The organism is uncultured Campylobacter sp. (assembly GCF_938045205.1).
In the GTDB taxonomy this organism is placed as follows: domain Bacteria; phylum Campylobacterota; class Campylobacteria; order Campylobacterales; family Campylobacteraceae; genus Campylobacter_B.
Genome location: NZ_CALIMY010000054.1, coordinates 1 through 7141 on the forward strand (window position 1 = coordinate 1; position 7141 = coordinate 7141).

5 protein-coding genes and 1 pseudogene are annotated in these 7141 nt (G+C 46.2%); all 6 read left to right on the plus strand.

Translation table 11 applies throughout. The features are described 5' to 3' along the window. Positions 1-1882: pseudogene (locus Q0198_RS03310) on the plus strand (hypothetical protein); the annotation flags it as partial. 44 nt (positions 1883-1926) lie between these two features. Continuing rightward, positions 1927-2100 (plus strand): hypothetical protein, encoded by a 174-nt coding sequence (locus Q0198_RS03315; RefSeq protein ID WP_297894947.1) that lies wholly within the window; start codon positions 1927-1929, stop codon positions 2098-2100. A gap of 346 nt (positions 2101-2446) precedes the next feature. Continuing rightward, the gene (locus Q0198_RS03320; RefSeq protein WP_297894949.1) at positions 2447-3340 is read left to right on the plus strand and encodes a DMT family transporter; all 894 of its coding nucleotides are present in this window, start codon (positions 2447-2449) and stop codon (positions 3338-3340) included. 283 nt (positions 3341-3623) lie between these two features. Beyond that, a complete protein-coding gene (locus tag Q0198_RS03325) occupies positions 3624-4337 on the plus strand; it encodes a vWA domain-containing protein (protein ID WP_297894951.1) in 714 nt (237 codons plus the stop codon). 593 nt (positions 4338-4930) lie between these two features. Then, positions 4931-6037, plus strand: coding sequence for an alanine racemase (locus Q0198_RS03330; RefSeq protein WP_297894953.1), 1107 nt, complete (start codon positions 4931-4933; stop codon positions 6035-6037). 142 nt (positions 6038-6179) lie between these two features. Then, complete coding sequence (locus Q0198_RS03335; protein WP_297894956.1) at positions 6180-6620, plus strand: pyrimidine dimer DNA glycosylase/endonuclease V; 441 nt, start codon at positions 6180-6182, stop codon at positions 6618-6620. The last annotated feature ends 521 nt before the right edge of the window (positions 6621-7141 follow it).

Consider the following 7141-nt stretch of genomic DNA (forward strand, 5'->3'; position numbering starts at 1 on the left):
ATTTCAAGCCAAAGGTCTCTCCAAAATAAGGCTAAGCGAAAATAATAAACTAGCCTACGTAAAAGCCAAAAACGGTATGGTTATTTTAGATATTTCGTCGGATAATATAAAAATGTTAGGCGAGTTTATAGGTATGGAGACCTTTAATCCGATAGAAAAAGGCGATATAGCTGTATACTCGGACAAATACGTTTTCATGTCCGACTTCGCGGGTCTTCATGTGCTTGACGTGAGCGATCCGAAAAACATAAAAGAGGTTTATAAACGAGATAATTTCGGAGTCATTATAAATTTGCAAATTTCTGCCGATAAAAAATATCTATACGCAAACGAACTTCATACTCTTAATGTTTACGGCATCAAAAACATAGACGATATCGAGCATCTGAATAACTATACCGTTAGTAATAGAATTTATACTTTTGATATCGGCGGGGATGACGAAATAATATATTTGTCTAGAAGCAAAGACGGCTCGGACGATACGGCTTTGCCGAGCATAGACGTCTTAGATATTTCCGGCGGATTTGAGCCTACCCGCCTAAAAAGCTATTATATGCCAGAGGCTGATGATGTAAATTCGGCGCTACCTTTAGACGAACGCCGCATGATTATATCTTTGGTGTCCGATTTTAAAGGTTTTATAAGCGTTATAAAAAATAACGATGATACAAATACTTTAACAGAAGAACCCATAAAAAATGAGATAGGAAGCAAAGAGCTAGAGGATTCAAGTAAAAATATAGACAAATCAAAGCCTGTTTGGGATCTGCCTTTTTCTCAAAACGGCTTTTCGTCTATCAATATGGCCGTATCTACCGACGACGGATATATATTGGCCGGAGAATACGAAAGCGGTAGAAGCCCCGATCTTTTTATGAAGGTTGATAAGAGCGGGCGCGAAATTTGGAGAAAAATAATCGATAAAAGCTTCATCGGAAGAGGAAATTTAATAGCAGCCCAGATGCAAAGCTACTACGTATTAGGAAACGAAGAGGCGGCCTACATCGTAGATAAGGCGACATATAAAATCTCAAATACGCTTCCTCGCGCCCTAAAACAGATAGCTCCGACGGATAATGATGAATTTGTGGCGTGCGATTATGGAAATAATATATTTAGAATGGATAAAAACGCAAAAATAATCTGGGAGAAACCGATCGACGTTTCGCATCTGCCAGATACTTTTTATAACAGTTACATTTACGATAGAACATCCCCGGATAAGCAACCGGAGGTAAAGAAAATTAAAGAACCGAAAGATGGTCTTATAAAGATATTAAAAACGAGTGACGGAGGTTTTATTCTGGTCGTAAAAAATCTAGGAATTCTTAAATTTAACCCGGACGGAAACCTTATATTTGAAACCAAAATAGATATGCGCGGGTATTTTTTAAAAGATATGATCGAGAGCGACGACGGCTCGATTTTGATGTTATTTGAAACAAGCAATACCGTTGATATTATAAAGCTAAATGGCCGAGGCGAGCTTATAAAAAAATCGACCGTTTATCAAAGTAAAGATTCATTTTATCTAGCCTCTATCGCCAAATATAAGGAAGGTAAATATTTAATAGGGCTTAAGTTATCAAAAGATGATCACCTGCTGCTTCTTGAAATAGACGGCGAAAACAATGTAACGGATCAAAAATATATAGACAATCTCGGAAAATATGTAACCTTTCATAATCTACTAAATATACCGGACAGGGGCGTGTTGGTCGCGGGACGTAGAACATATACAAAAATAAGACCGCCTGAATATATAGGAGGCGAGCTAGTAAAACTCTCCGACTACCATATAGAAGAAGCCTATATGTTTATAGTAAATTTTCACCAAAAGCTAAGCGAGCAAAATTTTAGCGCCGAAGATAGAGAATAAAGCGCCAAATTAGCGTCTAAATTTAATGAAAGGGCTTTGACGAGATGACCTACGCCGTATGGTTTATAAGAGGCATAAAAATAATCAGCATACGAGGCAAAATTAGCGGCGTTAAATTCGGGGTGGGATTTTTATATGCACGAAGGGATATAGATTTTTTGCAAAATTTTATATCCGAAAAGCTCGCTGAAATTTCAAAAGCCGAAGCGAGCGAGTAAAATTCTTGAGCTTGATTTAACGCTAAAAATATCTAAATTTTCCCTAAATCCGTGGCCGCAAAAGGTTGCGACAAAAAGCGACAAAGCCGTGAAAATTTATGACAAGTTGCGGCGAAGCGGCGCAATGATTGTGCGAGCAGCAGCTGTGCATTTATGACAAGCCGTAGCGAAGCGGCGGCAACGAGTGCGCGACAAGTGCGCGCAAGCCCAAAAAGACAAGCCGGGTACTTAAAATTTAACTCGCGATTTTAAAATCCTAAATTCCAAATCGCTCCGCCAAAATTTAGCCTATTTTTTACCTAAAATTTCGTAAAATTACGACTTTAAATTTTCAAAAAGGACGCAGATGAATAAAAGTTTGGAATTTAGAGCCGACATCGGAATGCTCTTCGTAGCGATCGCTTTTGGACTCGGGTATCTGCCCACCTCGCAGGCACTTACGAGCAACAACGTCTTCGTGCTACTATTTTGGCGCTTTTTCGCCGCAAGCATCATCGCAGGCGCGATATTTTTCCCAAAGCTCAAGGCCATAACTTCGCGCGAGATCAAGCACGGCGCAGTGCTTAGCCTGTTTTTATTCGCGGGTTTTACGTCGCAGACCTTCGCCTTTAAATTTGCGCAAAGCTCCTCCGTGGCGTTCATCATCGGCCTAAACGTCGCGCTCGTGCCCTTCATCGCCGCAGCGCTGTTTAGGCATAAAATTTACTCCTACGCCTACGCTGGCATCGCGCTTGCGATCGCTGGGCTCTATCTCATCGGCGATACGCAGCTTGGGCTCGGCAAGGGCGAAGCGCTGGCGCTAGTCTGCGCGTGCGCGTATTCGTTTCACATCGTGCTGACCAACCGCTTCGTGCAAAGCTGCGACGTAGCGGGCATCGCCTACGTACAGATCCTCTGCCTAAGCGCGCTTTGCTGCTTCGCGACGATCTTTTTTGAAAGAGTCAGCATCGTGCCGGTGATGGATAAAAGCTTTTTCGTCGCGATGGCGGTGATCTGCCTGCTGGGAACGGTTTTTGGCTTTTTTGCGCAGGCTTTGATGCAAAAATACACGACGCCCGTAAAAACCGCTCTGTTTTTCACGCTAGAGCCCGTAACGGCGGGCATTATGGGGGTATTCGTAGGCGGCGAAAGGCTAAACGCGATGCAAATTTTAGGCGCGACGCTCATCCTCGCAGGCGTCTTGATAAGCGAGATCGGAAGCTACCTCAGCGCGAAACGGAGCAGATCCGCAGACGTTTGATTTTGCGGCGTTATAAAATTCCGTGCCGCATAAATTTACACGCAGAATTTCGCGCTGCATAAAATTCTACGTCTTAAAATTTCGCGGTGAAATTCTGCGCCATGCAAAATTCTATATCGCGCGGAATTTTGCGGCGTCTCTTGCAAGGATACGTTAAAATTCCACGACAAAATTTCGTATTAAAATTTACGTAGCAGGGGCGTGCGGCAAAGCTTTAGCGATAAAATTTCATTGATTAAGCGATACAATAGTAAAATAATGAAATTTTAACAAAGGAGCCCCTATGAAAAAAATCATCCTTCTTGTAGCCGCGCTTGCGGGCATAATGTTTGCCAAAAGCATAGAGCTCGCCACGCCGCTCGATAATAAAGACGGCGTAAATCACCTGGAATTGGTGCTGATCTTAGATAAATCAGGCTCGATGAGCGGGCTTGAGAGCGATACGATCGGCGGATTTAACTCGATGATAGAAAAGGAGCGCAAAGAGGGCATCGACGCCAGCGTCACGACCGTGCTTTTCGATACGAAATTTAATGTCATCCACGACCGCACGCCGCTTAAGAAGGTCGAAAATCTAACGTCTAAAGAGTACTACGCCGGCGGCAACACCGCGCTACTTGACGCGATCGGCAGCACGATAGCGCGTATCGAGCGGGTGCCAGACATCTATGCCAAAAACAATCGCGTGCTTTTCGTCATCATCACCGACGGGCAGGAGAACTCAAGCCGCGAATACTCCAAAGCGCAGATCAAAAAGATGATTAGCGACAAGCAGGAAAAATACGACTGGGAATTTATCTTTTTAGGCGCTAATATTGACGCCGCGAGCGAAGCGCAAAGCATCGGCATCAGAAGCGAAAACGCCCTAAAATACGAGAATTCCAAAGAGGGCGTGAGTAAAAATTTCGAAGCGGCGGCCGAGATATCCAAAGACGTAGCGACCGACAATAAAGCAAACTCGAAATGGCGCGACAAGGTGCTACAAGATAAAAAATAGAAAATCTCGAGGCGAGGCGCGCTAGAAATGAAGTGTCGCTACGGAAACGAGCGGCGGCACTAAAATAGGCGGCGATGTGCAGCGTGCGGCACAAAACGAGCTTTAGTAAAAAACACGGGCGGCGGTGCGGAAACAGATAGTGTGCCGGGTCGCTTGCCAAAAAATTTAACGCGAATATGTGCCGCAAGAAAAACGGAGCGCGCGAGGAATAAAACGGCGTGAAGCGGAGCCGAAAACTACGTGAGCCTAGCGGTACGGCGCGCGTATTGATTTTTACTCGACGCATTTTAAAATTTTATTTTGATTTTTTCATACAGCGCGCGATATTGCTTTTGCCGGCGTTGCTTTGTTGCGGCAAGAAATTTGCTCGCCAAATTTAAACGCTTCGCGAAGGGAGCCGAATTTGCAGCGAGCAGGCCGCTATTTCGCAAGCAGTGTTAAATTTACGGCGCGCAAATTCCGTTTGCACAGGCGACACGTAAATTTTGCCCTTTGCAAGCGGCGCTAAATTTTAAAATTTCGCCGCCGCAAAACGGGCGCAGCTACTAAGCGCGACTGTATTAATTTCGTAAATTTAACGAGGAGGTGAGCTTATGATGGTATCAGAGATCGACACGCCGGCGTTGCTGATTGATCGCGAAATCGTGCTTCGCAACCTGCAAAAGATGCAAAACTACGCAGACGCCGCGGGCGTGAGCCTGCGCCCGCACACCAAAACGCACAAAATTCCCTATTTCGCGAAGCTGCAAGAAAGTCTCGGCGCTGCGGGTATCACGGTCGCCAAAACGGGCGAAGCCGAGATCATGGCGGCAAACGGGCTGAAAGATATATTTATCGCAAACGAGATCGTGGGCGAGCTAAAATTTCAGCGCATCGTCGCGCTTTTGCGCGCGGGGATAAACTTAAGCTTCGGCATCGACAGCATAGAGCAGGCGAGCCTGATAGAGCGCGCCTTTGAGCGCAGCGGCGCAAAGGCCTGCGTGCTTGCCGAGATCGAAGTGGGCGAAAACCGCTCTGGCTTCGTAGAAAAGCAGGATTTCGCGGCGTTTATAAAATTTCTAAAAAGCTGTAAAAATATAGAATTCCGCGGCGTATTCTCCCACGACGGCCACTCCTACAAGGCCGCCGATAAGAGCGAATGCGAGCGCATCCACCTAGCCGCGCAGCGCCGCACGCTGGAGTTTGCGGATATCGCGCGCGAGCTGGCTCTGCCTGCACGCGTCGTTAGTATCGGCTCGACGCCATCGCTCATCAACGATTTTGAAATTTTAAAAGGCGTCACCGAGATCCGCCCGGGCACCTATATCTTTATGGATGCCTCGCAGGCGCAGGCATACGGCGATTATTCGATGAACGCCGCAAGCATCCTTACGACCGTCATCAGCAGACCTACGGCGGATCGCATCATCACCGACGTCGGCGCCAAGGGGCTCACGCAGCAAAGGCGCACTGAGGGCTTTACGGCAACGCCGGGGCTCGGGCGCATAAAGGGCACAGATGTGTGGATAAATGGCATTTACGACGAGCATGCGATCATCTACGACAGAGCGCTGCGAGACGCCGTGCGCGTGGGCGATCGGCTCGAAATTTATCCAAACCACATCTGCCCCGTCGTAAATTTACACGAGTTCGCCTACCTCGTTAGCGGCGGCGAGGTCATAGAAAAGATCCCCGTGCTATGCAGAGGCAAGCTGCAATGAGCGGGCAAATTTAAATGCGCGGTGAGATAAAATTTAGCCTCTAATCTAGGGCGCGGCCAAATTTAAGGCGCGAATTTATCGCCGCTCAGGCTACGGCGCGAAGCGCGCCGAATTTGACGACGAAATTTAACGAAAGGCGAAAATGAGACTTTGGACGATAAGCTTTAAATATCTCGACGCAAGGGGGCTCCTGGCGCTGTGGCGCGAGGCGCTGCTAGCTAAAAACGTGCTGGCTGGGCTTACTAAAGGCTACAAAAATCACCCGCAGCTTGACCGCTTTTACGCGCACGAAAACGCGCTAGAGGCGATAAATGCGTATCTGGCGGAGGTTTATGCGCAGAGCTGCGCTCGCGGGTATAAATTTGATGCAGGAAAAGTTGGCGAATTTGACGAGCGAAATTTAGCCAAAATAGCCGTCTCTCGCGGTCAGATCGAGTATGAATTCGCCTTTTTGCAAGAGAAGCTAAAATCGCGCGACAGAGTAGTTTACGAGCGAAATTTAAGCGTAAAAAATATAGAAATAGCTAGCATTTTTGAGGAGGTTGCAGGCGGGATTGAGCCGTGGGAGAAGGTTAAAATTTAGCTCTGTTTCGCGCAGGATTTTTGGCTTGCCTAGGCAAATTTGATCAATAAAAACGCCAAAATACGTTACGTCGATTTTCCCCTAAATTTGACGTAAAAATCTCAAATTTACGATTAGTGGCGATTCGCCAAAAAGGCAAGCAATTTTATCCGCTTTGGCGAGAAATTATGGGCAATTCGTCAAATTTTAAAAGGCGAGCCTAACGTCAAATTCTCGTCAAATTCGCCTCTGTTTTTAAAAATCAAAGCCGATCCGCAAAATCCCGCACTTAAAATTTACCCGCAAGCGAGCAAATTCAGCTAAATTTTGCAAATCGGTAACTCTACTCCGCTCTCATCTGAGTACCTACGAATGCTAAGCTTAAATCACGACTAGACCGGTGAGCTAAGCTTAAACCCCAAGGCGTGCACGCAACAAAAATGGATGCGCAAAAAATAAAATTTCATGCCAGTCCGCTTATTACGCCATCGCTCGTAATCTTCATATTTAGCGCGTTAGGTACCTTCGGTAGCCCCGGCATA